The sequence below is a fragment of the Ruegeria sp. CE6 genome (assembly GCF_056537485.1).
Genome location: NZ_JBQFRR010000001.1, coordinates 729,751 through 753,230, shown reverse-complemented (window position 1 = coordinate 753,230; position 23,480 = coordinate 729,751). Strand labels below are relative to the sequence as shown.

The 23,480-nt window shown below is 55.7% G+C and carries 22 protein-coding genes and 1 riboswitch; of the genes, 10 read left to right on the top strand and 12 right to left on the bottom strand.

From position 1 onward, the window contains the following. Nucleotides 1–6 precede the first annotated feature (6 nt). Both ACR0DK_RS03695 and ACR0DK_RS03690 read right to left on the bottom strand, forming a co-directional pair. On the bottom strand, nucleotides 7–756 hold the full coding sequence (locus ACR0DK_RS03695) for a transglutaminase-like domain-containing protein (RefSeq protein ID WP_223116997.1): 750 nt from the start codon (nucleotides 754–756) through the stop codon (nucleotides 7–9). Between the two features lie 97 nt (nucleotides 757–853). Next, nucleotides 854–1,282 carry a MerR family transcriptional regulator gene (locus ACR0DK_RS03690; protein ID WP_170392752.1) on the bottom strand — a complete coding sequence of 143 codons (429 nt, stop codon included), beginning with the start codon at nucleotides 1,280–1,282 and terminating at the stop codon, nucleotides 854–856. 177 nt (nucleotides 1,283–1,459) lie between these two features. On the opposite strand from ACR0DK_RS03690, the gene ACR0DK_RS03685 reads away from it, so the two are divergent. From ACR0DK_RS03685 to ACR0DK_RS03650, 8 genes are all read left to right on the top strand, one after another. Further along, nucleotides 1,460–2,059, top strand: a complete 600-nt coding sequence (locus tag ACR0DK_RS03685) for an SCO family protein (RefSeq protein ID WP_480734786.1) — start codon at nucleotides 1,460–1,462, stop codon at nucleotides 2,057–2,059. Nucleotides 2,060–2,064: 5 nt separating this feature from the next. Further along, nucleotides 2,065–2,487, top strand: a complete 423-nt coding sequence (locus tag ACR0DK_RS03680) for a disulfide bond formation protein B (protein WP_480734785.1) — start codon at nucleotides 2,065–2,067, stop codon at nucleotides 2,485–2,487. Beyond that, on the top strand, nucleotides 2,484–3,143 hold the full coding sequence (locus ACR0DK_RS03675) for a DsbA family protein (RefSeq protein WP_223116995.1): 660 nt from the start codon (nucleotides 2,484–2,486) through the stop codon (nucleotides 3,141–3,143). The genes ACR0DK_RS03680 and ACR0DK_RS03675 overlap by 4 nt, the downstream gene beginning before the upstream one ends. A gap of 18 nt (nucleotides 3,144–3,161) precedes the next feature. Then, the gene (locus ACR0DK_RS03670) at nucleotides 3,162–3,641 is read left to right on the top strand and encodes a copper chaperone PCu(A)C (RefSeq protein ID WP_480734784.1); all 480 of its coding nucleotides are present in this window, start codon (nucleotides 3,162–3,164) and stop codon (nucleotides 3,639–3,641) included. After that, nucleotides 3,641–4,267 (top strand): SCO family protein, encoded by a 627-nt coding sequence (locus ACR0DK_RS03665; protein ID WP_480734783.1) that lies wholly within the window; start codon nucleotides 3,641–3,643, stop codon nucleotides 4,265–4,267. Before ACR0DK_RS03670 ends, ACR0DK_RS03665 begins: the two co-directional genes overlap by 1 nt. Then, nucleotides 4,264–5,631, top strand: coding sequence for a peptidoglycan DD-metalloendopeptidase family protein (locus ACR0DK_RS03660; RefSeq protein WP_480436031.1), 1,368 nt, complete (start codon nucleotides 4,264–4,266; stop codon nucleotides 5,629–5,631). Before ACR0DK_RS03665 ends, ACR0DK_RS03660 begins: the two co-directional genes overlap by 4 nt. 100 nt (nucleotides 5,632–5,731) lie before the next feature. Beyond that, nucleotides 5,732–5,899: a hypothetical protein gene (locus ACR0DK_RS03655; RefSeq protein WP_480436033.1), complete on the top strand. Its 168-nt coding sequence runs from the start codon at nucleotides 5,732–5,734 to the stop codon at nucleotides 5,897–5,899. Between the two features lie 23 nt (nucleotides 5,900–5,922). Continuing rightward, nucleotides 5,923–7,818, top strand: coding sequence for a penicillin acylase family protein (locus ACR0DK_RS03650; protein ID WP_480734782.1), 1,896 nt, complete (start codon nucleotides 5,923–5,925; stop codon nucleotides 7,816–7,818). Nucleotides 7,819–8,011: 193 nt separating this feature from the next. Here the strand turns inward: ACR0DK_RS03650 and ACR0DK_RS03645 are convergent, their stop codons facing one another. Continuing rightward, entirely contained in the window at nucleotides 8,012–10,354 is a 2,343-nt protein-coding gene (locus tag ACR0DK_RS03645) for a heavy metal translocating P-type ATPase (RefSeq protein WP_480734781.1), read from the bottom strand. A gap of 186 nt (nucleotides 10,355–10,540) precedes the next feature. On the opposite strand from ACR0DK_RS03645, the gene ACR0DK_RS03640 reads away from it, so the two are divergent. Continuing rightward, on the top strand, nucleotides 10,541–10,813 hold the full coding sequence (locus ACR0DK_RS03640) for a hypothetical protein (RefSeq protein ID WP_480734780.1): 273 nt from the start codon (nucleotides 10,541–10,543) through the stop codon (nucleotides 10,811–10,813). A 41-nt stretch (nucleotides 10,814–10,854) separates the two neighbouring features. On the opposite strand, the gene ACR0DK_RS03635 is transcribed toward ACR0DK_RS03640, so the two are convergent. Continuing rightward, nucleotides 10,855–11,517: a L,D-transpeptidase gene (locus tag ACR0DK_RS03635; RefSeq protein WP_170392745.1), complete on the bottom strand. Its 663-nt coding sequence runs from the start codon at nucleotides 11,515–11,517 to the stop codon at nucleotides 10,855–10,857. A 215-nt stretch (nucleotides 11,518–11,732) separates the two neighbouring features. Beyond that, nucleotides 11,733–11,945, top strand: a riboswitch (cobalamin riboswitch). Nucleotides 11,946–12,021: 76 nt separating this feature from the next. Between ACR0DK_RS03635 and ACR0DK_RS03630 the strand changes: the two genes are divergently transcribed. Continuing rightward, a complete protein-coding gene (locus ACR0DK_RS03630) occupies nucleotides 12,022–12,705 on the top strand; it encodes an energy-coupling factor ABC transporter permease (protein WP_170663599.1) in 684 nt (227 codons plus the stop codon). A 105-nt stretch (nucleotides 12,706–12,810) separates the two neighbouring features. Here ACR0DK_RS03630 and ACR0DK_RS03625 read toward each other — a convergent pair whose 3' ends face one another. From ACR0DK_RS03625 to ACR0DK_RS03590, 8 genes are all read right to left on the bottom strand, one after another. Then, nucleotides 12,811–13,434: a transglutaminase-like cysteine peptidase gene (locus tag ACR0DK_RS03625; RefSeq protein ID WP_255611833.1), complete on the bottom strand. Its 624-nt coding sequence runs from the start codon at nucleotides 13,432–13,434 to the stop codon at nucleotides 12,811–12,813. 504 nt (nucleotides 13,435–13,938) lie between these two features. After that, entirely contained in the window at nucleotides 13,939–15,360 is a 1,422-nt protein-coding gene (locus ACR0DK_RS03620) for an AMP-binding protein (RefSeq protein WP_480734779.1), read from the bottom strand. Continuing rightward, on the bottom strand, nucleotides 15,353–16,198 hold the full coding sequence (locus ACR0DK_RS03615) for a hypothetical protein (protein WP_480734778.1): 846 nt from the start codon (nucleotides 16,196–16,198) through the stop codon (nucleotides 15,353–15,355). Before ACR0DK_RS03615 ends, ACR0DK_RS03620 begins: the two co-directional genes overlap by 8 nt. Continuing rightward, nucleotides 16,195–17,526 (bottom strand): hypothetical protein, encoded by a 1,332-nt coding sequence (locus ACR0DK_RS03610; protein WP_480734777.1) that lies wholly within the window; start codon nucleotides 17,524–17,526, stop codon nucleotides 16,195–16,197. The genes ACR0DK_RS03615 and ACR0DK_RS03610 overlap by 4 nt, the downstream gene beginning before the upstream one ends. Beyond that, nucleotides 17,523–18,623, bottom strand: a complete 1,101-nt coding sequence (locus ACR0DK_RS03605; RefSeq protein WP_480734776.1) for a BtaA family protein — start codon at nucleotides 18,621–18,623, stop codon at nucleotides 17,523–17,525. The genes ACR0DK_RS03610 and ACR0DK_RS03605 overlap by 4 nt, the downstream gene beginning before the upstream one ends. Further along, complete coding sequence (locus ACR0DK_RS03600; protein ID WP_480734775.1) at nucleotides 18,616–21,072, bottom strand: PEP/pyruvate-binding domain-containing protein; 2,457 nt, start codon at nucleotides 21,070–21,072, stop codon at nucleotides 18,616–18,618. Before ACR0DK_RS03600 ends, ACR0DK_RS03605 begins: the two co-directional genes overlap by 8 nt. After that, nucleotides 21,069–21,980, bottom strand: a complete 912-nt coding sequence (locus ACR0DK_RS03595) for a UbiA family prenyltransferase (RefSeq protein WP_480734774.1) — start codon at nucleotides 21,978–21,980, stop codon at nucleotides 21,069–21,071. The genes ACR0DK_RS03600 and ACR0DK_RS03595 overlap by 4 nt, the downstream gene beginning before the upstream one ends. Next, nucleotides 21,977–23,215: a hydroxymethylglutaryl-CoA reductase gene (locus tag ACR0DK_RS03590; protein ID WP_480734773.1), complete on the bottom strand. Its 1,239-nt coding sequence runs from the start codon at nucleotides 23,213–23,215 to the stop codon at nucleotides 21,977–21,979. Before ACR0DK_RS03590 ends, ACR0DK_RS03595 begins: the two co-directional genes overlap by 4 nt. Nucleotides 23,216–23,480: the final 265 nt, after the last annotated feature.

The following is a 23,480-nucleotide window of genomic DNA, read 5'->3' as shown; positions in this document are numbered from 1 at the left end:
GCCCCGCTATGCATTTCCGTGTGTATGCGTGGCGGCCATTCGAGCCTTCAGCTTCCCATTGCGCAGGGAACGTACGCGCGCGTTCATCCAGTGACGGAATATGAAGCGATAGAGCCAACCACGAATGCTCCCGAAACTTTGCGCATGGTCAGCATAGAACGCATCCGGACTATCAAAAACGCCAAAATCCTTCACGATTCCGGTTTTCTGAATGTACGTGTCACGACCTTCCCATTCGACCTGAGGGGTGCTCAAACAACGGGTACCCGCCCCATAACCGCACAGGCTTTCTGTTTCTGCAAAGTTATGCTGCAAGGCCTCCAAGTATGGCTGATCCAGAATAAATCCTTCGAGGTTGACCCAACGACCGTCTACTTCGACTTCGACCCACGAATGCAAGATTTCTTCTGGCGCCAGCGGATAAATCAATTCGGGGACCACACCCCTCTGCAACTCTTTGTGGATCGTAAAGCCATGCAAACGGCATCGAATACCGCTGCCGCGAAACAGTGCCATCAAAAGAGTGCCCTTGGTATTGCATTGCCCAAAGCCGTTAGCGAGCACCTCTGAAGCCAGGATATCGTCTGCACGGTTGTAACCAAAGGCAATCTCGTTACGAACGAAATCATAAATAGCGCCAATTCGATCCCCGATAGGCAGATCGGGCCAGCGCCGTTCCGTTATGAGCCCAGAAATTGCGGGTGTTTCAAAATCAAGCAGAGGTGTGGCGGTTAACAACGGGTCTCGGTTCAGCATTTGGTCTCTCGTCGAATCAACTCAGAAAGACTTGTAATTGCTACAGTGACTGTAGCTTCAAGAGGCTATTTCCAGTTCGCAACAACGCTGCCTAGGGTTACGCGCCGATGTCTTCGTGATCAGTAAGACATTCGGAATGATCGCGTAGAACTTCGAGTACACGACAATCCGAGGTGTTGCCGCCACTGCATTCATGCACCATGCGCTCCAGCTCGGTCCGCAACGCTTCTAGCCGCGCCATTCTTTGCTCAATCTGTTTGAGTTGTCGGCGCGCAATACTGTCGGCTTCATGACATGGGCGATCCGGATCGTCGGACAAATCAAGCAGTTCGCGTATCGCCTCAAGCGAAAACCCCAATTGGCGGGCGTGACGGATAAAAGCCAGGCGATCCAGTTCGGTATGGCCATAACGCCGCTGGCCACCTTCGGTGCGCCCCGGTTCCGGCATAAGTCCGATCTGCTCGTAGTAGCGGATCGTCTGAACCTTGGTTCCGGTCTTTTTTCCAAGCGTTCCGATCGTCAGCATCTGGGTCTCCTTACAAAGCTACAGCTTATGTAGGCTCGGGTTGACGCCGCACAATAGCACCTTCCAGACGTTGGACCTGTGACACCCAGCCGCAGGCTCAAAATCCCCTTTGAACCTCTAGCAGGTAGAGGGTGTACATGCCGTTCTGAACCAAGAATCACAGGCGGACGGCTAGCTTTGAAACTGACCGTATTTCAGAAAATCTTATGGGCACTGGCTGGTGTCGCAACGGCGGCATTTGCATATCTGATGCTGTGGTCAGAATATAGACCTGCGCGGATTGAGGAGGGGTCTGTTCCGTTCGAAGCCAGGTTCGAACTGACAGATCACTCTGGTGTTGTCCGTACCCAGAACGACTTTGCAGGCAAGTGGATGTTGGTGTTTTTCGGTTTCACCAACTGCCCGGACGTTTGCCCTACAACACTGTCCGAGGTGGCAGCAGTGCAGGAAGGTCTGGGAAATCAATCAACCCAAGTGCAACCTATCTTCATATCCATCGACCCCGAGCGCGACACTCCGGCCGTGCTGGCCGAGTACGTGCCACTTTTCGATGCGGGGATCATTGGGCTTACAGGCACGCCGGAGCAGATTGCGGAGACGTCCAAGACCTTTCCAATTTTCTACGAACGGATCGAACAAGCCACTGCGCCGGACGGTTATACGATGGGGCATACCTCTCATCTGTTTCTGTTCAACAAGGACGCTGGATTCGTCCAGTCCTGGTCATATGGCACGCCTGCCGAAGAAATTCTTGCGGATCTGAAACAGAGACTCTGAGCACCATGTCCCGGTTTTCTAAAGATACACTTCTTGGCCTGGCCTGGGCGATTGCTCTGGTTGCGTCTCTTTCTGTTCTGTTCATTGGAGAGATCCTGGGGCAGACGCCCTGTGTGCTGTGCTGGTTCCAGCGTGCGTTCATGTTCCCATTGGCGATCGTACTGGGGCTTGGCCTGTGGTGGCAGGACCAGAACGTGGGCCGATACGGGATAGCACTGGCATTTGGGGGCGCTGCTGTCGCCTTGTGGCACATGGGCCTGTATGCTGGTCTGATCCCCGAAAAAATCCAACCATGCTCGGCAAGTGGTCCGTCCTGCACCGACGCAAATCAATCTGTTTTGGGCATCCCGATTCCGCTGATGGCGCTCGTTTCGTTTGCGCTGATCGGCGCTCTATGTGCTCTTTCACTCAAGGAGAAACAAGTATGAACAGACGTGGCATGATCTTGTCCGTTCTCGCGCTCGGTGGGGCCGGATTCGGGGCCGCCGCCTGGTACGTGAACCGAACGACTGCTTCAGGCAATATCGAGCCTGTCGCACCCGAAATCGCTGAAACACTTATCCGTTCTTACTCGCCTGTTCTCGGCCCTAAAGATGCACCGGTTACAATTGTCGAATTTTTCGATCCGGCTTGTGAAGCCTGCCGCGCCTTTCATCCGGTCGTGAAGGACATAATGGCTCAGCATGGAGACGCCGTGCGCGTTGTGATCCGGTACACCCCTTTCCATGGCGAGGGCTCAGAGGAGGCGATCCGCGTGCTTGAAGCGGCACGCATGCAGGGGGTCTTTGAACCGGTACTGGAAGCCGTGTTGCGAGAGCAGCCCAAATGGGCCGCGCATGGTGCGCCTGAGCCTGGTCTTATTATTCGAATTGCAGCAGCGGCGGGACTGGATGCCGAGGCAGCGCAGGCACAAATGCTTGCGCCCCAGACAGTCGGTGTTCTCAATCAGGATCGCGCTGATGTCGAAGCGGTCGGTATAAGGCAAACTCCGACATTCTTCGTCAATGGCAAATCTCTGGATCCGTTTGGTGAGGCTGAATTGAGACGCCTGGTCGCTGCAGAAGTTGCAGCACTGCAAAGCTGAGCAGTAGCGAGAGGTACTATGAGACTCACTGCAAAAAATACACTTCTGGCAGGTGTGCTAAGTGCATTCGGTTTTACGGCCATTCTCTCGGCGCCGGTACTGGCAGGGGTCGATGATGTTGTCGTTGAAGGTGCCTGGTCGCGCGCGTCTATCGGCACCAACCGGCCGGGGGCCGCTTACATGACGATCCGCAACACCGGCAATGAGGCCGTCACGCTGACGTCTATCCGCACCGATCTTGCGATGATGCCCGAGATCCATCAGACATCGACCAATGCAGAGGGCGTCAGTTCCATGGCACCAGCTGGCGAGCTGGAAATTGCGCCGGGCGGTTCCGTAGCGCTTGAGCCGGGCGGGCTCCACGCAATGCTCATGCGGCTGCAACGCCCTATGACCGAAGGCGAGAGCTTTACGCTGACTCTTATCTTTGCCGATGGCGCAGAAAAGACTGTCAACGTACCGATATTTGGTATTGCTGTGCGAGGCCCCGAGAACTGATGCAACGGCGACGCGTTCTCACATTTGGGGCTGCTGGGCTTGGTGCAATCGAGCTGACACTCTTTGCCGGATGGTGGCAAGTGGATGGGCCGGGAGCGGCTCAATCTGATCGCCTTCGTCCCCTTGCGTTGTCAGACATGAACTTTCGCATGGTTGATCACGAAGGGACCACCGTCACCCCGCAATCGCTCGTCGGACGTGCAACAATGGTGTTCTTCGGCTTTACCTACTGCCCGGATGTTTGCCCGACGACACTTTCGGATATTTCCCTCTGGCTGGATGATCTGAGCAATGACGCGGATGAATTGAACGTCGTGTTCATAACCGTAGACCCTGAAAGAGACACAGTCGAATCTATGGCCGACTATGTCAGCTACTTTCATCCCGCTGTCCGAGGGTGGGTCGGCGTTTCGGACCAAATCGCTCAGGCCGCAGACGATTTTCGCGCCACTTATGAAAAAGTTCCAATGGAAGATGGCGACTACACAATGAACCACACTGCAAGTGTATTTCTGTTTAGCCCCACAGGCGAATTTGTCAGCACCATCGACTATCATGAGCAGAGAGAATTCGCTGTGCCCAAGATCCGTCGTGCTTTGAAAAGTGGAGCGGATAAAACATCATGAACGCACGGTTTCTAGCAACCTCGGCAATCGCGATCAGCAGCGTCTCAATTGCTTCGATCGTGTTCATTGCCTCGAACAGGTCTGAAGTGACGGCGCCTGCGCCCACGGTCTTTCCGGTGCCCAAGCTTCCTGCGGAACCGCAGATCACATCGGCTCCGTTGCTGAACGTACCATCGGCAGAACTCGCTCCAAGCCCCGTTTCGTTTCGACCTGCTCAGCCGGAACCCATTCAGGCAGAGGAACCTTTGCCACCTGTTGAACCACCTTCACGAACATGGACGCGCGAGCTTGCGGTGGGTGACACACTCGACAGTATGCTGTCTGACGCGGGGATCGACGCAACCGATCGCGCCGAAATCGCACTTGCACTTGGCGCTGAATACGACTTGCGGCGCTTGCGGCCGGGTCACTCGATAACAGTCGTTGCAACGGCAGCGGATCAACTGCGGAGTGTGGAGCTCGCTGTGGAAGATGGAGTGAGAATTGAAGTGACACTTAGCGAGACGTTGTCCACGCGCGTGGTCTCACCGGAACCCGACACTGTCATTCTGGCCCGCAAAACAGAGATCGAAACTTCGATCTCAAATGCTCTGAGTAGCGCAAAGATCCCGGTTCGTTTTGCGGTGGATCTGGCGCAGATGCTGAGCGGCACAGTGGATTTTCGGAGGGACCTGACAGGTGGTGAAGCTCTCCGTCTTCTCTGGCGCGAAAAGAGCATCGATGGCGAGAGAACAGGCCAGCCAGAACTCATTTTTGCGGCGCTGGAAGTTGATGACCAACTTTACGAAATAGCATGGCCAGACGCCGAAAATGGCCGCGCCACAATCTATGTCGATGGTGAGCTTCTTCGCGTCTTTTCGCAGCCAGTCGAGGGCGCGCGCCTGAGTTCAGTCTTTGGTCGGCGGAAGCACCCGGTCTACGGAAATGTTCGGATGCATACAGGTGTCGATTTTGCTGCTGCACGTGGTACTCCGGTGCATGCTACGGCCCCGGGCCGCGTGTCTTATATTGGTTGGCGCGGGGGGTATGGGCGTGTGGTCGAAATCGCTCATGGATCGGACACGGTCACGCGATACACGCATCTTAGCGCAACCGCCGATGGTCTGACCAAAGGTCAGCGCGTGGAGGCGGGCCAGGTGGTTGGTCGTGTCGGGTCGACCGGCACCGCGACCGGCCCAAATCTTCATTATGAAGTATTGGTCGACGGGCGCCCGACAGACCCGCTTTCTGACGATCGACTTGCTGCCGCTGCGAATGACAAGGTAGAAAACGAAGCAGCGCAAAAGCGATTAAGTAGTGCACGGGCACAGCTTGAGAAGCAGCTGGGCGATCTCACTGCCAAGAAACGCGAAGCTAACTCGTGAGAGTTCTTTCAGAACGCCTCCAGACGCGCGGCTATCAGTTTGACGGTTTGAACGCCTGAAGTGAACTGCACCGCAAATGAACAAAATCAGAGGATGTAAGATGATGGCAATCGCAGGTGCCTTGGTTGGCGCCGTTTGGGGTGGGGTCCTGGCAAAGCGCCGGAATGGCAACAGCCTTGATATTCTTCAGTATGCTGCAGGATACGCCATCGTTTGTGGCCTGATTGCGTTCTTTCTGTCGATCGCAGTTGTGCGTCTGGTGTCCTAGGCTGATCCGATTGGTGGTTGAAATTGAAAGCGCTGCTCAGGATTGTGCTTGGGTTGGTTCTGGCAGCCCTGTTCATCGCTACTGTCTGTTTCAGCACGGCTACATATCTCATGCTGGCTTCTCTTCCGGACTATGAGGAAGATTTTAGGTTAGAGGGTTTGAAAGATTCTGTGGAAGTCCTGAGGGACTCTATGGCGATCCCACATATCTCGGCTTCATCCCCGTCCGATGCCTATTTCGCACTTGGTTTCGTTCATGCGCAGGATCGATTGGGTCAGATGTTAAGGGAACGGCGGTCCGCTTCGGGCAAAGTGCCGGTTCCGCGATATCGCGATATGGATCCAGTTTTGTCCGAAATGCTGATTGCCTATGCAGCTGGCGTCAATGCCTGGATCGGGGAGGTGTCAAAAGACCGGCGTGGCCGGGGGGCACCAGAACTGTTGTTGTACGATGAAAAGACCATCATGGCTTGGCGGCCAGAGGATAGTCTCAGAATAACTCAACAGTTTCTAGACAATCTGCGGGAGACAGAGAGCGGCGGCGCGTCAATTCCAGGCGACAGACCGAAAACACCTGGATTGATCATGAACACGCCAAAAGCTCGGCTGGGAGCCTGGGCATTGACCAGTGAACGAACGGTTTCCAATTCCCCAATTCTCGCGATCGAGACTAGCGGGCCGCTTTCGCTCCCATCATCCTGGTACATGGCTGATCTTCAATTTCCCTCGGGGGCAGTAGCAGGGGTGACTTTGCCCGGCGTTCCGTTCGTTGTTCTGGGTCGTTCAAATGACGTTGCTTGGGCCTTGGACTCAAATGCCGGGCAACCTGAATTGCAAAACGGCACATCCGAACGGGTAGATAGCGATATCTTTTTAAAAACTCTTTACCGACTGACACAGGTAGTCACCGCAAAAGACGCCGTGAAGTTGATCTCTGAAATGCCTCTGTTCGGGTTGGAGACCGTCGTTATTGACAAAGAAGACGTCATGACCTGGCCGGGCATCTCCGATGAAGATGCAATCCTGCTTCGGCAGCAACGGCTCACAGAACTTGATGCGCGCCAACGCGTTTTTTCAGTTGATGGTGTTATGGCGGTACAACAAGATACCGTTAGTTCAGCAGCGCGTAGCTTGTTGCCTCTGATGGCAGCGGACTTGTGGCGTTCTGCACCCATGATCCCCGCAACCGACGACCCGCTCGATGGAATCCGACAGGATGCCTTGAACCGCTTGGCTGAATGGAACGGTGAAATGGATCGTTTTTCGCCGGAGCCATTGATATTCTGGGCATGGGCGCGTGCTTTGCAACGCCGATTTCTACAGGATGAATTTCCTGCGGCGCGTGATTTGTGGACCAATCCGAATCCATATTTTCTTGCCGCGGTTCTTTCAAATAGAGAAGAGGCCGCGATGTGGTGTGACAATCGCACCTCAACTCGTGTCGAAACCAGCGACGAGTGGATCGTTCTCGCACTCGACGATGCGCTCGTCTGGATAACCGAGCGCTACGGTCCCGACCTTTCTTCGTGGAGCTGGGGATCTGAACACGTTGTGAATCTGGATTGGTCTGCGGTTAGCCCAGCCGGATTCCTCAATGGGTTGTTATCTGTGCGGGAACCGAAGTCCGGAGGACCTTATTCATTGCTCTCGTCTCAATTCGGGATGTCTGACGAAAAACCGTTTGCAACAAATATCGGCACGAATTTTCAGGCCGTCATGTCTGTTTCAGAAGACAAAGGCTTCTTTTTCCTGACACCATCCGGGCAGTCGGGACACCCGCTTTCGCAGTTCTACAAGAACTTGTTTTCTTCATGGATGCGCGGTGATTACAGGATGATGGCAATGGATCTGGCAGTAGCAGAGGGTGGGGCAGTGGGGCGATCCAAACTAACCCCCCTCATTCAGGATGAAGTTGACTGATTAAAGTGCGGCTCCGGGAAGCCAGATCAGTGTCAATGTGCCCTCATCTTCAGGATGAAATGCCATACAAGATCCAAGACTGATTGATACATCGGGCACCACGCCACAGTGATAGATTGTGAAAATCGGCTGTGGGATGCTGATTTCAGTGGGCATCCCACAGCACACGCGATCTTAGGTGCCGCGCGCCTGATTACTGCCCATGCGTCAATTCAGCATTTTCACCTGGCGTTCCAACGGTTTCTGTTCCTGTTGAGTGTATGTTACCCTCCGAGGCTTTCAGAAGCCGCAAGGCGTTAGCCACGACCAGCAAGGACACTCCGACATCTGCGGCGATTGCACCCCACATTGATGCCAATCCAAAACCGGTAAGGGTCACAAACAGTGCTTTGGTCGCAAGTGAGAAGCCGATGTTCTGACGGATGATCGACATGGTTCGACGTGAATGATCGATCAGCCAGGGTACTTTGCCGATGTCATCAGTCATCAGAGCAATGTCTGCAGTCTCAATAGCAGCATCAGATCCAACTGCACCCATCGCAACTGCATAATGTGCCCGAGCCATCGCAGGCGCGTCGTTGACGCCATCGCCGATCATCGCAACCATCTCGTGCTGTTCTGCCAGTTCCTCAATCGCAGCGACTTTGTCCTCCGGCAGAAGTTGGGCCCGGACTTCGTCGATGCCGACTTCGGCTGCTACCGCTCTCGCTGTTTGTTCGTTGTCACCAGTCAGCATGATGATTGACTTCACGCCCTGCGCATGAAGCTGGGCTACGATGCTTCGGGCTTCGGGTCGAATGCGGTCCCGCAGCTCAAGCAAACCGGTTAACCCGTTCTCATCCCCGACAACAACAAGTGTGCTTCCCGCGCTCTCGATTTGGTTGCGCAACTCGGCAGGGATGGACGCGCCAAAGCCTTTCTCGACAGCGAAGCGGTCAGAGCCAAGCCAGATATCTCCACGCTCGGTACGGCCTTCCAGACCACGACCGGGAACGGTTCGGATGTCTTCAGCCGCCGATATCGAAATGTCGGTCTGTTCTGCCTTGGTCAAAATGGCGCGGGCCAGCGGGTGTGAAGACCGAACCTCAAGGCTGGCAGCGCTCGCCAACAGCTCCTGCTCGGATGCGGCGCCCAGCGGATAGACATTGGCCACTTCAGGCTCACCCATGGTGATCGTGCCTGTCTTGTCCATGGCCAGTGCGGTGGTACGCCCGGGGGCCTCGATATATGCGCCGCCCTTAATCAGAACCCCAGCCCGGGCCGAAGCGGTCAAAGCCGCAACGATTGAAACCGGTGTGGAAATTACGAGCGCACAGGGGCAGGCGATAACCAGCAGAACAAGCGCATTGTAAAACCAGAAGCCCCACGATGCGCCAAATGCAAGCGGCGGGATCAGGGCGATGGCCACTGCGACGACCATAACGATGGGCGTATAGATCCGCGCAAATTTTGTAACCCACTGCTCAACCGGCGCGCGGCGCGCATGAGCATCACCGACCATCCGGATGATCTTGGCAAGCACGGTGTCTGACGCTGTTTTCGTCGCACGTATTTTGAGGGTGCCTTCACCATTGATTGTGCCGGCATAGACCTCATCACCCAGCTCTTTGGGAATCAGCGCGCTTTCACCTGTGATTGGAGCCTGGTCAACGGCACCAGCCCCTTCGATGACTTCCCCGTCAAGTGGAATGCGATCCCCACCCTGAACGATGAAGCTGTCACCGACAAAGACATCCGCCGCCGGGACCGTTGCCTCAGAACCGTCAGCACGAACCAGCCGAACCGTCGGGGGGGCCAGATCAAGCAGCGCGGATACCGCGTTCCGAGCACGTCCGACACTCCAGCTTTCCAGATAAAGAGAGAGCGAGAAGAAAAATGCTACAGTTGCGGCTTCAAAAAACTCACCCAGAGCGATGGCACCAGCGACGGCAACAACCATCAAAAGGTTCATATCCGGCGAAAGTCGACGCGCCGAAGACCAGGCCTTAGGGGCCACCAGCCAGACGCCAAACAAGATCGCGACCGCGAACAAAGCTGCCTCGGGCAAAGGCATCGGAACCTCACCATGTCCCGAGAACAGCCCGAGCGCACCGCCCATGCCGGTTTCGAAAATGTGCCAGCCAAAACCCGCTGCCCAAAACCCTCCGCTAAGAGTGGTGAACCGCCGCTGACGTGCAATATGCGCCGCCTGGTCCTGGGCGGCATTTCCGTCATCCCATGGTTTGGCGGTCATACCAGTACTGGCAACCAGCATCATGACATCTTCGTCAGATAACTTGGCAGCACTTTCAAGAAGTGTCATCCGACCGTTGATCACATCAAATGCAAGATGCTCTTCGCCACCTGCTTTCGGGCCGACGACACGGTTCAGGATCGCCACCTCTTCGGCGCAATCAAGGCCAGAGACCTGAAAGCTTCTACCACCTTCAGGAATTGGACCGGCGGGGGCGATGTCGCCACACCCGCCGCTACCGCATGCGTGGTGACCATGTTTGTTTTCGTGGCCATGGTCGTGGCTATGGGTATCGGATGACATGATTGGACCTCAAGAATCTCTATGGTCCTTTGTAAATAGTTCCTACAGTAACTAGAGCTTCAATACCTTTTATATTTTTTTCATCCGGGTTCTTTGCCTGCGATATTGTTAGTTCATTTCGTCTTGCGGGCCGGCCGTGTGGATGCAATCTAATTGCAGATGACGCAAAAAATTTGGAACAGATCAATGCAGAAACAGATCGCAATTACCATCACGTTAGTCTCGATTACGGCTGGTTGCTCAGCCCAGTTCACTGGGGCCAAAAGCAAAGCACTTGAACCAGGCAACGTGCCAGATTCGGTCGTAGCGCTGGCAGGGCCGGCGCAGGATTTGACCACGGCACGCCTTTTGCCAGAAGATAATTGCTTTTGGTATGAGCACAGCGGACCTGTCGAGACGACATTGGTACCATTGCGCGCGACGAATGGCGCTCCGATCTGCATTGCGCGCGACGCCTGATCGAAATGAGGGCAGCGACGTCCATGTACGCTGCCCAATATTCATGAGCGGGCTGTGACGCTATCTTCGGCAGAGTATAGGAAAGCGGTCGAGCCGGTTTTCACGTTTGGGTAGAGGTCATTGATATGAGCCATGATCATTCGCACACATCCAGAACTTGCGCGACCGCCGATGCTTCTTGGCTCAGGCGTGCCGTGAATTCTGAGATATGTGTCTCGGTCTCCAACGTATAGATAAAGGGCACGAGAGCCGAGAGCATTATTCGGCCCGGGCTCCATGCCATTCCGGAATTCCGCGTATTCGGGGTTGCGCTCGATCATTGAAGCGGTTGGTGTCCAGTGTGGCCATTCGACCTTTCGGCGGATAACATAGGTGCCGGGCTCGTAAAGATTCCCACGCGCGATCGCTACGCCATAGCGCATTGCGGTCCCGTCTTCTTCGATATGATAGAGATAGCGCGCGACGGCATCCACATGGATGTCACCTGGAACCAAACCATCATTTGCCGCGACGCGTCTTGGTAAAAAACGGTCATGAACACCCCACGGATTTGAGGTCATTGGATCGTAACCAATTGGCGTGACCTGACTGTCCCAATAGGTCTTCTGCGATGCGGTTGGCCAGGTTTTGGCGATCAATGGACTGGCCGCAGACGCCGAGAACAGCGCTGTGGTGGATTGAATGAAATGGCGCCTTGTAAGCATAGGTCTCGTCCTGGTTCACAAGTTTAACGTATTTGGATCGCACTATCGCGAATTAATCCGAATCTTAAAGCCTCTAGCAGCTAGAGCTTCAAGAGGTTTCAGGTAACGCTTGGTTTACCCTGTCGATCAAGTGACCGGTTGCGTGAATCCTGCTTCGGTCGAGTTTACATTGGAATAGGTCGCAAAGACAATTGACACAGGCGAAGCCGCCATTGTAGCGGTGAATTGTTTTCGGTTCCTGATGGCTGAAGCCAAAAGGATTAAAAGGGAATACGGTTCGGTGTTTTCAATGGCGCCAATTCCGTAACTGCCCCCGCAACTGTGAGCGGAGAGCGATGCCAAGACACCACTGGTTCGTAATGGAACCGGGAAGGTTGGCGGAGCGAGCACCCGCGAGTCAGGAGACCTGCCGTAAAGCGCCGGGCTATGCCCAGACTGAACCTGTCGGCCTTACGGTCGATTCAACCTGACAAGCCGCCGGGTGAGGCGGTAGGGAGAAAGAACATGCATATCGAACCGGGCATCGTGAATGGTGCCAAAATCGCGCTTTCCTATGTTACCGCCGCAGGTGCGGCTACTTACGCAGCGAAAGAAACGTTTTCCACATTGCGAGCGAATGGACCTGCATCTTTTGTTATGCGCTCGGTGCTCGCCACCGTTGGGGTTTTCCTTTTCTTCGAAGTCCTGCCGCATTTCCCGGTTGGTGTCTCTGAAGTCCACTTCATCCTGGGGTCGACGCTGTTTCTGCTTCTCGGTGCTGCACCCGCGGCTTTTGGATTGGCAGCTGGTCTCCTGATTCAGGGTGTGTTTTTTGCCCCGTTCGATCTTCCGCAGTACTTCATCAACCTGACCACTCTGCTGGTGCCGCTATTTGCGCTACAAGCACTGGCCAGCCGCATCATCGCACCCGGCACAGCATATGTTGACCTCAAATATAGCCAAGCTCTTGCCCTAAGTGCGACGTATCAGGGAGGAGTAGTCGCATGGGTTGGGTTCTGGGCCTTCTACGGCCAGGGTTTCGGCGCAGAAACCATGGCGTCGGTTCTGTCCTTTGGCGGCGCTTATATGCTGGTAATCGTCATTGAGCCGATTGCTGATCTGGCAGTGCTTGCGGCAGCCAAGGCAATGCGCGGTTTGAACAGTACAGGTCTGGTGACTCCGCGTTTGTACAACGCTGCGAAAGCTTGACCAAAGTTTGAAGCGGTGTCCTAAACTTGGGTTGCCGCGAAACAACCAGTAGTCGCAGGACCAAAATTTTATTGTGGCGCGTCTCTAAGGCGCGCCACATTGTCTTTAGCCGCTAGAAACCTGTACCCAACGATCAGGGTGATTTGGGTCCTGTATTCGTAGGAAAAGATACCTCGTTTCCTTCCACGATTTGATCCTGTTGGTGACATTGTCCAGAATCAAATCGCCTTCACTCGAGCGATAAACTAAAACTGCATGGCCACTGCGATTGGTGTCTAAGACAGTTGCAATAAGTAGCTTCGTAGGATCCAAGCCGTTCTGCATTAGTTCAAACTTCTTTTGCAAAGCGAAATCTTCGCAATCCCCTGACCCCTGCATTGGTAGCGTCCAGTATTCCTTTGTCCCGTATTGGTTTTGATCCGAAACGGCGCGGATCCTCCGATTGACGCGCAAGTTAATCGCTTTAACGATCTGTTTCTCCTGCGCTTCTGGCAGACCAGAAGTACGAGTATTCGCGCACGCCCACGAATAATCTTTGCAGAGTGATTTGGCGCCCGATGGCGCCTGAACCTCTCTATCTAGTTTGATCCAGGGAAGCTCAGAAGCTTGCAATGAAGCGGCGGAGACAAGGTAGCTGCATATGATACAGGCCAACGATAGATAAACTGGTAACCGTTCCGAAAGTTTTTTCTGAGCGGAAGTAGGTTTTGTCATATCTGCTTTCCCCATACTCGTTTCTCCTGGGTATCTGAAGCTACCGAGCCAAGAGAACTCTATTTCAATCTTTTATGTTCATCGACGCATTACAACAGCTTATTCAATTTAAAATGCAGAGCAGCAAAGTTCGCGAGCGCGCAGTTATTAGTCGTGATTATGTGGGTGAGCTTAATTGAGATTCTTGCAGCGGCATAGAAGAAAGCCGGCTAGTAGTCCTGGGTTAGAAACGCTTGAGGTTTGTGGCGGATTTGGATGACGCGTCAAGCTGAACATCTTTGTGCAATGAAATGGGTATCAACCGTTCGCCGAGGCGCACCCTAACAGTGTATCTGCGATTATATGTTTCATGCGGCCAGATGTAACTGGCAATTGCAGATTTCCCCTGACCAAGGTGTGCAGGTTTTGATTGGAAATTCTAAAACAATGACTTCGTCGCTACACTCAGTCCTCTGTTAACGCGCACAGCGACGGGAGCGATGAGTTGGGCAGGTTCAGTGGCCTACGAGACATATTGCGTCAGGTTTCTATGATGCGTGCAAGTTTCGTACGATCGACTTTGGAGGCATGACGCTTGTCCATAGGGATGTGCTTAATCGAAATCACATTTGGAACGTCAAAACCAAGCGCAGATTTAGTCCAATCGTCGATGTGATCCGCGGAACCTTGGACGCAAAGTGTGGGGCCTGCTTTGGTATTGATGAGCGCGCATCGATCTACGCCTGGCCATCGCTGTGCCGCGATTTCGATAGCAAAGGGGAAGAGCGTACCTGAAAAGACTTCAATTTCGGACCCGACGTGCCCCCATAACCATAAACGCCCGTCATCATCCAGCGTGCCAGCGTCACCGGTCCGATGCCATATGACACCACCTTCTGCGATTTTGTTGTTCTTTGAGTGGGTCGGGTCCAAATACCCGTCATTCACATGTGCGCCGGCGACCTGAATTTCATTGTCGCGGATGCGGAGCGTGATTTCGGGCACCGGGTATCCCACAAGTAGACCCCTTCCAACAGCCATGTCGTGGTGATCCTTCACCGTGATATCCGCGGCGTCAAGATGGGCAATCGGTTCAGCCTCAGTCGACCCGTAGACGCACACAACCGACAGACTGTGCCGGGTTCTCAACGCCTCGACAAGACTCGGAAACACCGGACCGCCGCCGGTGAACACCGTGTGCAACGGACCGGTATCGTCGGATTGAACCAGTTTTTCACATAGCGATGGTGGGATGAGGGCCCGGGTGATCTGTTGCGTTTGGAGCCAGCTTTCCAACTGCACAGTCGACAGGCGGTCCGGCTTGCTGAACCTCCAGTTGGGCAGAACACTTGTGCGCCCGGCCGCCAGATTGATCAGGGTGAACACCGGAAAGGCCACCAGATCGCGCTCGGCCTTGCGGCTGTCGAGGAGGGGTGCGATGGCATCGTGCTGCGCCATCAGAAACGCATGTGAGCGCGGAATGGCCTTGGGCAGGCCAGTTGTACCAGAGGTAAAGGAAATAAGGGCGATATCGTCCGGTTGTACCTTTTGCGCCACCGGGTTACTGCGGCTTTTACCAGGCGTCAGCAGGGGCAGGGCCCAGAGATCCGGAACCAGAAACTTCAGCAAAGAATACGCACCCGCTGCACAGAACGCTTTTGGCTTCGTTGTTCGGGCGGCGTGGCGCAGACCGGCCAGCCCCAAGGCTGGCTCTGGTAAGACAACGGTTGCGCCAAGGGTCCAAAGCGCAGCCAGACTCGCATATAGGTCCGCGTTGACAGGCATGGCCAACAACACGCGATCACCTGACTGGATACCCTTGTCCTGCCACCGACCTGCCAAGTGCTGAACGCGCGTGCGCAGGGTTTGAAAGGTGATCTCGCGGCCCTTGCCGTCCACTATGGCTGTCCGGTCAGGAACCCGTTTAACCGCCGCGGCGAATTGGGACAGCAGGTCAGCCATTCAGTTTCCGTCCAAGCAAAGTATAGCGCCGGAATATTGTCGCACCTTCCGCTGCACTGCGCTCGGCGGAGGTGTTGTCATCATGGATCAGCGCATGAATGGCGGTTTCGTACCCCATCCTGAGCGCCGCCTTGTGAAACCGGTGGGCTAGATGCCGTCCGGCGCCCGGTTCGAGACTTGCATAGGTCTTGAGGATTGCGGATGCCGGATTGGGGCCTTCGGCATAATTGGGAATGCCAAACAGAAACCCGGCCAATGTGCCGTCATGGCGGCGCGTAAAAAGGATCAGTTCGCGCTTCATCATCGGCACAACTGGCATATACATGGCCAGAAAATCTGCCTCGGCAATCGGCTTGTAGAACGCGTTGTTTGAGAACGCACGGGTTGAAAGTTTGAAGACCTGACGAAACAGGGCCTCGGGGTCTGTTCCATCCCATTCTTCCACGACAAAACCATCGGTTACTGGCGGTGCTGATCCAGCGGCGGTCCGCAACGACACCCGGGCCGAAAAATACCGGCTGATCTCTGTAAATCCCGCCGACTGGAAAACCCTGGGCTCATGAAGTTTGTTGGTAGGCTCCATCAGGAACGGAGCGGACCCGTCGCTATCCGAGACGAACCGGTAACTGTGCCAGGTGTCGCCCGACATCGGCCCGATGATGCGATCCAGGCCTGCGTCTTGCACCCTCTCGATCCCTTTGCGCAGGATTTCGGCACCGGCTTCGGGCGTTTTGCAGGAAAAATCGCCGAAGGTCGCGGCGCGCGCGCCGTCCCAGATCGGACCGTTCAGATAAACGGTCAGCTTTGCATCCGTCGTTCTGATGATCTCTTTGGTCATGAAAAAACTCCGGCAAAGAACCCAGCACTTAGCGATCCAACAACGATCCAAACGTAGTAAAGCAACGGCGGCGCGAGGGCCAACAGCGTCAGCCTGAGCACCCGATCTTTTTCGAACCAAGTTGGTCGGAGCAACGGCGCTGCGACTGAACAAGTTAATGAGAACAGGGCCAGTACCGTCAGCGGCTCGGCCCAGTTCGACTGTTCAGAATTCTGGGAAACAGCCCATGTCCGAATAAGAAACAGGACAACCGCAGCAAGTGGTATAACAACAGGAATGGGACGCAGCGCCACAGCAGTGAGCCCCATAGCTAACCCCATCGCACTGAGCCCAAAAAAGGAAACTGCATCCCATCCCGTTGCATTTCCAGCCGCAAGCCAACCGAACCCCAATAGCCCCAAGGCGGCTATGATATCCAGATCGGGGTACTTACTGTCACAAGGAGAAGCGGTACGCGCCCAGCCATGTGCGGCAAGAACCATGATCGGCAGTACTGTGTTCTGCAATTTTGCGGCGGCCAGCAGCAAAAAAACCGCGACAACATACACACGGGTCGCATGTTTGGTCAGGCCCAGTTTGGTTCCCACCACGCCAAAACTGGCAAGGGCGGCAAAGAACATGGCGGCCAACAGGGCGAGCTCTGCCAAAGAGCTGAAATAGTGGCCGTTTAGGAAAATCAACAAGCCAAGCGGCAGGAAAAGGTTGTCAAACCCGCGCCAGCTTTGTGCTTCGACCAATGTGCCAAAAGCCGCAACCATAAGGCACAACATCATGATGTTAGATGGCGGGAGTTTCGATAAGAACAAGAAGCAGATGATCGCAACCAATAGCGTTACGACAAAAAACACCACGGACCCTTCTAAGCTCTTGTCGCCATCTTCTACCACGTAGCGTTTGGTTCCATACGTGGTCCCGGCAAGCGCAGCGGCTGCATCCGCCAGTGTCAGAACGGCAATTGGCAGGATGTAGAACAGCGTGTTTTCCCCGGCTAGCAGAAAACATAGCCCAACTGACAGGGCGAGCAGAAAGTCACCGTAGGACGTACGATCCACACCATGCAAAGTTGCACCCAGACCCGACGAAAAACGAGGCAGGCGCAGCGCCAGCATCACCAGGATTGTGGCCGCAATCAGCATGTAAACCGGCCAGCGATCGGGAAACAACCAGGGCAGCAACAACGCAAAGAGGCCGGTGCTGACATGCATAAGCTTGCGCTGCACTTCGGGTTTCAGGCCCGCTGTATTAGCCAGATTGCGTATAATCATCATTACGCCGACCAGAGCCAGCACCGACCCCGCCGCCAGCAGAATCTGCCCAAGAACAGTCACGGTTGAAACTCTTCGACGACGAAATCCGAATAGAAGAATGCCATGTCGCGGGCCTTCTGCTGTGTTTCGATGTCGGTCAGGGTTTCAACCTTGTTTCTGAATTCTGGCGGAACCCTCCGGGGTGCCATCATGTTCCAATAGACTAGTCGGGCATTTGGCTCTGCAGCGGTCAGGATCGACCCGTAAACCTGATGGAAGGTCTCGGGCGACATGTACTCGAAGATGTCGGACAGGTTGAATCCTCTGGCTTTTTCGTCGGTCGACACAAAAGCCTCAAGCGATCCAAGGCGGATGTCGAGACGATCCAACCGGGATCGGATTGTCTCATAATGCTCGGAACGCCACGCCATTGGCAGCGCGTCGCCATGATCGCCTTTGAGAATCCAGTGCAGATAGGGATTTTGCGAGGGATCGATGGTGACCCCCGCATGACGGATGCGGCGGGCGACATGTTGGGCCGGGCTACCCTCTACATGGTCAAAAAACGCACTGTCCCGGCCCATGCGGCCCATGACGAGGCGAGAGAAGAAGATGTTCAGCAAAAGACGCCATCGCACCGTGTTGAACCGTGTGTCGAAGAACGACTGTCGCTCTGCGGGCGAGCGGGGTACAAACACTGCGTCAATCGTTCGGCGTGAATGCACAAGAGGCAGTAGCCAAGTTCGAAAGATGCGAAAATAGCGCTCGAACTTGCCGACGCCACCGATGCCGTGTTTTTCGACTTCCGTGATCAGAGTCCGCCAGAAAGCGCGCGTTTCGGCATCTGTGGCTTCCAAAACCTGGTTCAGCAATGCGCCCCGTCGGGTACTTCGCCGCGAGCCGGTGAGTTCAATGAATTCGGGATGGGTCAGCACTTTGTAGGCCGCGATCCTAAGCTTAAGGCAGGCGATCTGGGCCGGTGAAAGATCCAGAACGACAATGCGCGCGGGATCGAGTGTTAGCATTGCCAGCGCATTATCCCCGGCAGAGCAGATGGAGACCAATGTCTTGCCCGCACAATCGCCCAGGGCGGAGGTAAGAACATCCGCGTCTTCCCACAGTTGGGCATAGCGGATATGGTCGAAATCCGCCTTTTTCTCAATCTCACTGCTATCCATCGCACCGCTCTACCGCGCCGCTTGCCCCGTCGACCCGGATCATCTCGCCATCTTCGATCCAGTTGGTGGCGCCTTTCAGGCCAACCACGCAGGGGATACCTAGTTCGCGTGCGACAATCGCAGAATGTGACAACAGAGATCCCCGTTCGACGACGATGGCGGATGCGTTCGAGAATACGGCGATCCAGCCCGGATCGGTGTGGCGCGCCACGAGTATATCTCCGGGGTTTAAGGCCTCGGTGCGCGGGTCGCGGATCACGCGCGCGCGCGCCTTGATCTGACCTGCGGAACAGCCCGTGCCCTGCTTCATCCGTGCAGTGTCCGCCTCCGCTTCTGCGCTCTCGGACCAGACCGGCGCGATGGCGGGGCCACGGATTTCGATGCGTTCCGGCGGATCTGGGCGTCGGGACGAGGCTTCGTCTTCCAGTTTGCGCTGCGCAACGATGCCTTTCAGATCGGGTGACAGGCTATAACCTTCGACTGCTCCGAGAACTTCATGTGTTGTCAGGAAGAATACATCCTTTGGCGATGAAAGCAGGTCACGCGCAGCGAATTCGCGGCCGATGCCCAGAAACACGCGCCGCGCATAACCAAATATGCGCGTGCGTTCAAAGCGCAGGTTTTCTCGGTCGCGCACCCGCGCCTTGGTCCAGCCCAAAATCCATTTGGCGAAGTACCGTTTGAGTGGGTTTGACGGAAACAGAGCCTTCCAGTCCGGTTCATCGCCGTCCTGACGCCCGGAAGGTGGACGTTCAGCGCTGGCTGCAATGGCCAGCAACAGACTGGTCGGGTCATCGCGTAACGGAACGCTTTCCAGCTTGAGCTCTTCCGTACACCGGTCGCCGAACTTCTCAAGATACGCATCAACCTCAGCTTCGATTTGTCGGTGTCCTGACAAAACCGACAGATTTGCATTGGCCTTCAAAGGAGCGGCAAGCCCTGCCTGCCGAACCAACTCTCCCATCCGGGCGATGCGTTGCGCGGGTTCCGCCGAAACGATATCACCTTGCCCGATCATGAGGTCGTTGTGCAGGGTCAACCCGGCCTCGCCCAGCCACTTTTGCAGCAGGTTGCGCGAGCCGCCAAAGGCAATCATGCACAGGAAATCGTTGATCAGCGGGGCATCCCACCGATCCAGCAGAGTGCTTTCAATGCGCCGGTATTCCGCAGCCAGTTGGGTCGCGTTAGAGGCATCCACGTTCAGCCCCGTCTGTAATATGTCGTTCAGCCTGCGGTAAAAATCACGCCGGGTCTGCGGTAGGCGGATGGCCTGCCAGATCAGGCCGCCCGCAACCTTGGCCAGTTTCGCGTACTCCACGATCTTGTGCCAGCCGGTGGTGGGGGGTGGGGCAAGAGCATCCGTGACCTCACGCGGCATCGGTTCAGAAACGCCCATCATCGTTTCCATATAGTTGCGGTTCAGTGAAAACCCGGGCAACAGTGCCAGCGCGCGATACCAGTTGATCAGATTGTAATAGGCGCGCCCGTCCACCCGCCCCAGTAAATTGTCAAACACAGTGGGGTTCAGCGCGACCGTGTGCCGGGACACGCCCAGCAGCCTAACGAAAGCGCGATATACCTGAGAATACACGTGCAGGGCAAAGGAATAAGTCAGCGGGCTGACGATGCCCGGATAGCTTTCGACGATATTGGAATTGTCGAAAATGGTAAGCGTCTGATCTTCGAGCGGGGCAGGGCGCAGGGCCGTGGTGATCGGGCGGGCCTGCAGAATATGCAGCCCTTGCGCATCAATGGCCCATTCGATGTCCTGAGGAGAACCGAATAACGCCTCGGCCTTTCGGGCTAGGGCTGCGATGGATCGCGCCTCCGTGACGGTCAAATGTGCAGGGGCGTCAGGAGCGCTTTCCGGTACGCCATCTGCATCGATGACCCAGTCTTCTCCGTCCGCTTCCCCCGACACAAGCTGCTCTGCAAGCCCGTCAATCGCTGAGATAACGACCACATCGCGCCGGCCACTGACCGGATCGGCGGAAAAGGCTACCCCGGCCGCTTTGGCATCGATCATGCGTTGCACGATGATTGCGGGGGCCTCGGCCTCGCCGCCGGATTTGACCGCGCGGTAGGTTTCGACCGTTGATGAGAAACCGGATTGCCAAACCTGCTTGGCCGCCGCGATCACACTCTTGCCGGGAACATTCAGGACCGTTGCGAACTGTCCTGCATGGCTGTGGTCCACGCCATCTTCGGACTGGCCAGAACTGCGTACCGCGTACGGCCCGGACCCGAGTGTTTCAAGCGCGGTGGACACAGCCAGTCGCAGGCCTTTTTGCGCGATCGGGCCCGATTGCCCCATACGAAACGCGTCATTTGTGATGACAAAGAATGCGGGCAGGGAAAACCCGTGCTGTGACAGATGCCACAGGGCTGCCGCTTTGCCTCCAACCACAGAGATGTCGTTGGCATCCATTTGGTCGACGATGAAAGTCATGCTACGGCTCCGATCAGGTAGGGTAGGAAACCAGCCGTGGCATAACAGAAAAATACCCACAGACCGGAAACAGTGTCCATCCTGTTCTGTGCTTTCACAGTGGGTGCCTGACCGTAGTGGAATGCAGCAACCCCGCAGGGAACCAGCGCTAGTGCGCCGATCAGGGCGCTTGGCCAGCCAACTCCGGTGGCGCTTCCTGTGCCGGCGAGAAGCGCGTAGGATAACAGAACGCAGCCGATCCAGATACGTCCCGCCGTACGCGGACCCCATAGGGAGGAATAGGTGTCGACCCCTTCAATCTCGTTTTCGGGCGCCCACAATTTCCGCCCGATCTCAAGGACGCAGCCATTCACAAAGGACAACGCCAGGAACAGCCATAGTGAGGGTGCTGCGCCGCCTGCCGGCAGCCATTCGAGGCCAGTCAGCAATAGATCGATCAAGGGCATGATTGCCATGTGGCTTAGCAGGTACAGAACCGGCCGGGCCTTCAGCCAGGCCGGGACACCGAATTCAACTGTCATCGCAGCGAGCCAGATCCAAACCGCGCCCAACAGCCACAAAACCGACGGGTGCCAGAACCAGGAAGCCGCAAGTGCAATTGGAATGGTCAGTAAGCCCAAGCTCAAAACTTGGCCTGGTGAGACCAATCCGCGTGGGATTGGCCTGTTGGGTCGGTAACGTCGGTCATCCTCGGCGTCTTTGAACTCGTCACAGACCCGCATCTGGAAGAACAGCGCCATGGCCAGCACAAAACCGGCGGCAAAGGCAGGCCACTCGGGCAAGGGGCGATCTGCCAGACGGGCAGACACACAAATGCTGGCCGAGGAAAACACCAGCAGCAGGGGGACGGTTTTCTTAAGCGGAAAGCGCTCGGATTGGTAAATCCAAAATCGGTTCTGAAAGCTCATCTGTGGCGGGCCAGACTTTCATGGGCGCGGGTGAAATGACCGGCAGCAATCGCGGCGACAATGGAGATTTCGCCGCATAAACACGTGGCCGCAGCAACTTCGGCCAAAGCCGTGCCACACCCGCTGCCCCGTAGACCGAGTATGTTCAGCGCTGCTGCCTGGCTTGGCAAACCGGTTCCGCCGCCGACCGAGCCGACAAGGATGTTCGGAAGCGTGACCGAGCAGAATAGATTGCCGCCCCTAGGTTCCATACGCGTGACGCCCATTGCACTTTCGGCAACGCAGGCCGCGTCTTGTCCGGTTGCGATATAGAACGCAGCCAGCCCGTTGGCATAATGCGCCTGTGCGCCAAACTGGCCAGACAAATGTGCGCCCAGATTGGCGACACGGCCATAGTCCAGCATCGCCTCGACCGTCGTGCCCAGCGTCTTTTCGACAATCTCAGCCGGAAGCGTAACCGAGGCGCTGACTTTCCGCCCGCGCCCCGTCACCAGCCCCAGAGCCGAGGCCTTTTTGTCGCCCGAGAAATTACCTTCGACATACCAGTTCTCAATCGCAACAGGACAGCTATCCGCGATTGCGTGGCAAAGGGCGTCGGTGGCGATGGTCACCATGTTCTGACCTGCAGCATCACCAGTGGTATAGCGGCAAATCAGGAAAACGACGTTGGTGTCAATGAATGGCTCCAGCGATACAAGCTTGCCATGACGGGTCGTCGCTTCGGCCGCAGATTTGAGCCTGTCAACATTGGTCACCACCCAATCCACAAATTGCCCCGCTCTTAGCAGGCTATCGAACACAAAGGCCGGGGTCCGCAGCACGCCTTCGTATAAAACAGCGGTACTGATACCGCCCGACCGAGTGGCGGCGTAGGCGCCCCGGGCGTAAGATGCGACCAGCGCTGCCTCGGTTGTTGCGAGGGGGACATGAAAGTCGCCGTTGGCGTTCATTCCGTTCAGGCGTAAGGGGCCAATAACCCCGACTGGAAGCTTAACCGTCCCGATGAAATTCTCGATATTGGCGCCATAGGTCTCGGCATCTTCGATAGCCGCCGAATCTGCAATTTGTGCCTGATCCTTGTCGCTGGCCGTTGGTTTCAACTTCTCCCAGAATCGTGCGACCATCTCCTTGGTCGGCTTGCGAGATGGGCGTAAGGTTGAAAACTCTGCATCGCTTGGCGCCATCTGCTGAGGTATCTGGTCAGCATCAAATCGTGCTTTTATGCGTTGAAGCATTTCCCGGACATGAAACGGAATTACCAATAGCGCGCTCCAATAGATTTTCTGTGCAACGCTGTTGCAACCAAAAACCGCTGCGAGGCAAGTTATCAGTCGTTTGATCGAAATCCAGTCAAATGTTCATCGATCAAGTGTTTGATCCCAAAGGGTCTCGCATTTGTCGCAGTTGAAAGTACCGGTAGGCCTGATGACGATGATCTTGGCACGACACGCATCGTCAAAGCGGGCCCCCAACTCACGCTGGGCCGGCTCGTTTAGTAAA

Excerpts from the sequence above, each read along its gene's own strand:
- ACR0DK_RS03655 (WP_480436033.1), top strand. The coding sequence starts at position 5,732 with ATGATGGCAATCGCAGGTGCCTTGGTTGGCGCCGTTTGGGGTGGGGTC.
- ACR0DK_RS03630 (WP_170663599.1), top strand. The coding sequence starts at position 12,022 with ATGCATATCGAACCGGGCATCGTGAATGGTGCCAAAATCGCGCTTTCC.
- ACR0DK_RS03645 (WP_480734781.1), bottom strand. The coding sequence starts at position 10,354 with ATGTCATCCGATACCCATAGCCACGACCATGGCCACGAAAACAAACAT.
- ACR0DK_RS03670 (WP_480734784.1), top strand. The coding sequence starts at position 3,162 with ATGAGACTCACTGCAAAAAATACACTTCTGGCAGGTGTGCTAAGTGCA.
- ACR0DK_RS03640 (WP_480734780.1), top strand. The coding sequence starts at position 10,541 with ATGCAGAAACAGATCGCAATTACCATCACGTTAGTCTCGATTACGGCT.
- ACR0DK_RS03695 (WP_223116997.1), bottom strand. The coding sequence starts at position 756 with ATGCTGAACCGAGACCCGTTGTTAACCGCCACACCTCTGCTTGATTTT.
- ACR0DK_RS03605 (WP_480734776.1), bottom strand. The coding sequence starts at position 18,623 with ATGGATAGCAGTGAGATTGAGAAAAAGGCGGATTTCGACCATATCCGC.
- ACR0DK_RS03595 (WP_480734774.1), bottom strand. The coding sequence starts at position 21,980 with ATGAGCTTTCAGAACCGATTTTGGATTTACCAATCCGAGCGCTTTCCG.
- ACR0DK_RS03660 (WP_480436031.1), top strand. The coding sequence starts at position 4,264 with ATGAACGCACGGTTTCTAGCAACCTCGGCAATCGCGATCAGCAGCGTC.
- ACR0DK_RS03690 (WP_170392752.1), bottom strand. The coding sequence starts at position 1,282 with ATGCTGACGATCGGAACGCTTGGAAAAAAGACCGGAACCAAGGTTCAG.
- ACR0DK_RS03625 (WP_255611833.1), bottom strand. The coding sequence starts at position 13,434 with ATGGGGAAAGCAGATATGACAAAACCTACTTCCGCTCAGAAAAAACTT.
- ACR0DK_RS03675 (WP_223116995.1), top strand. The coding sequence starts at position 2,484 with ATGAACAGACGTGGCATGATCTTGTCCGTTCTCGCGCTCGGTGGGGCC.
- ACR0DK_RS03615 (WP_480734778.1), bottom strand. The coding sequence starts at position 16,198 with ATGACCAAAGAGATCATCAGAACGACGGATGCAAAGCTGACCGTTTAT.
- ACR0DK_RS03635 (WP_170392745.1), bottom strand. The coding sequence starts at position 11,517 with ATGCTTACAAGGCGCCATTTCATTCAATCCACCACAGCGCTGTTCTCG.
- ACR0DK_RS03620 (WP_480734779.1), bottom strand. The coding sequence starts at position 15,360 with ATGGCTGACCTGCTGTCCCAATTCGCCGCGGCGGTTAAACGGGTTCCT.
- ACR0DK_RS03665 (WP_480734783.1), top strand. The coding sequence starts at position 3,641 with ATGCAACGGCGACGCGTTCTCACATTTGGGGCTGCTGGGCTTGGTGCA.
- ACR0DK_RS03600 (WP_480734775.1), bottom strand. The coding sequence starts at position 21,072 with ATGACTTTCATCGTCGACCAAATGGATGCCAACGACATCTCTGTGGTT.
- ACR0DK_RS03680 (WP_480734785.1), top strand. The coding sequence starts at position 2,065 with ATGTCCCGGTTTTCTAAAGATACACTTCTTGGCCTGGCCTGGGCGATT.
- ACR0DK_RS03590 (WP_480734773.1), bottom strand. The coding sequence starts at position 23,215 with ATGCTTCAACGCATAAAAGCACGATTTGATGCTGACCAGATACCTCAG.